This window comes from Candidatus Protofrankia californiensis, assembly GCF_900634765.1.
Lineage (GTDB): Bacteria > Actinomycetota > Actinomycetes > Frankiales > Frankiaceae > Protofrankia > Protofrankia californiensis.
In genome coordinates, this window is sequence record NZ_CAAAFT010000311.1 from 3612 (window position 1) to 4791 (window position 1180).

A 1180-nucleotide genomic window follows, 5' to 3' on the forward strand; every position below is an offset into this window, starting at 1 on the left:
CCGTCGACGGCCCCTAATGGGACGTACCGGGTCGGCGTAAGGCAGGCTCGGTGCCGGTAGCCGCTGGTAGGTGAGCACTCTCGGCCCCTGGACCGAAGGTCGAGTCCTAAGGTCAGACCGTGCCCCTGCCGGTGGTCGGGAGAGCTGACTGCTGATGGGGTGTCGTGCCCGTGATCATGCGTGAGCACTTGACCATTAGGGCGTGGTGGATCTCCCGTGGGCTGCCGGATCTGTTGGCGGAGCGGAGGAGGCCTGGGTGCTGTTCGTCGGGGACGACTGGGCGGAAGATCATCATGATGTGGAGGTGCAGGACGAGACCGGCCGGCGCCTCGCGAAGGGCCGGTTGCCGGAGGGGCTGGCCGGGATCACCCGGCTGCACGAGCTGATCGGGGCGCACCTGCCCGAGGACGCCGAGGCGGCCGAGGTGGTGGTCGGGATCGAGACCGACCGGGGCCCGTGGGTGTCGGCGCTGGTCGCGGCGGGCTATCAGGTGATCGCGGTTAACCCGGTGCAGGCGGCCCGCTACCGGGAGCGGTACTCGACGTCGGGGGCGAAGAGCGACGCCGGCGACGCGCATGCGCTGGCGGACATGGTCCGCACCGACCGTCATCAGTTGCGGCCGGTGGCGGGTGACAGCGAGCTGGCCGAGGCGGTGAAGGTCACCGCGCGGGCGCATCAGACGCTGGTCTGGGACCGCACCCGGCAGGTCCAGCGGCTACGCACTGCGCTGGTCGAGTCTTTCCCGGCCGCGGTGGCCGTCTTCGACGACCTGGACGCCGTCGACACGTTGGAGCTGCTCGGCAAGGCGCCGACCCCGGAGCTGGCCCGGCGCCTCACCGTCGCGCAGATCTCCGCCGCCCTGAAACGGGCCCGCCGCCGCGACATCGCCGAGAAGTCGCGGAAGATCCGCGCCGCGTTCCAGGCCGGCCAGCTGCCGGTCCGCCCGGCCACGGCCGCCGCCTACGGCGCGGTCGTGCGCGCCCAGACCGCGCTGATCGGCACCCTCAACGCCGAGATCGCCCGCCTCGGCGAGCAGGTCGATGCCCATTTTGGCCAGCACCCGGACGCTGAGATCCTGCGCTCCCAGCCCGGGCTGGGACCGGTCCTCGCGGCCCGGGTGCTCGCCGAGTTCGGCGACGACCCACGTCGCTACACCGACGCCAAGGCCCGCAAGAACTAC

The 1180-nt window shown here is 71.8% G+C and carries 1 protein-coding gene; it reads left to right on the forward strand.

The annotated features are described in order from the left end of the window. Positions 1 to 256: 256 nt before the first annotated feature. The coding region (locus DD1DGNOD_RS16545) for an IS110 family transposase (protein ID WP_131770532.1) at positions 257 to 1180 on the forward strand (924 nt) is incomplete at its 3' end.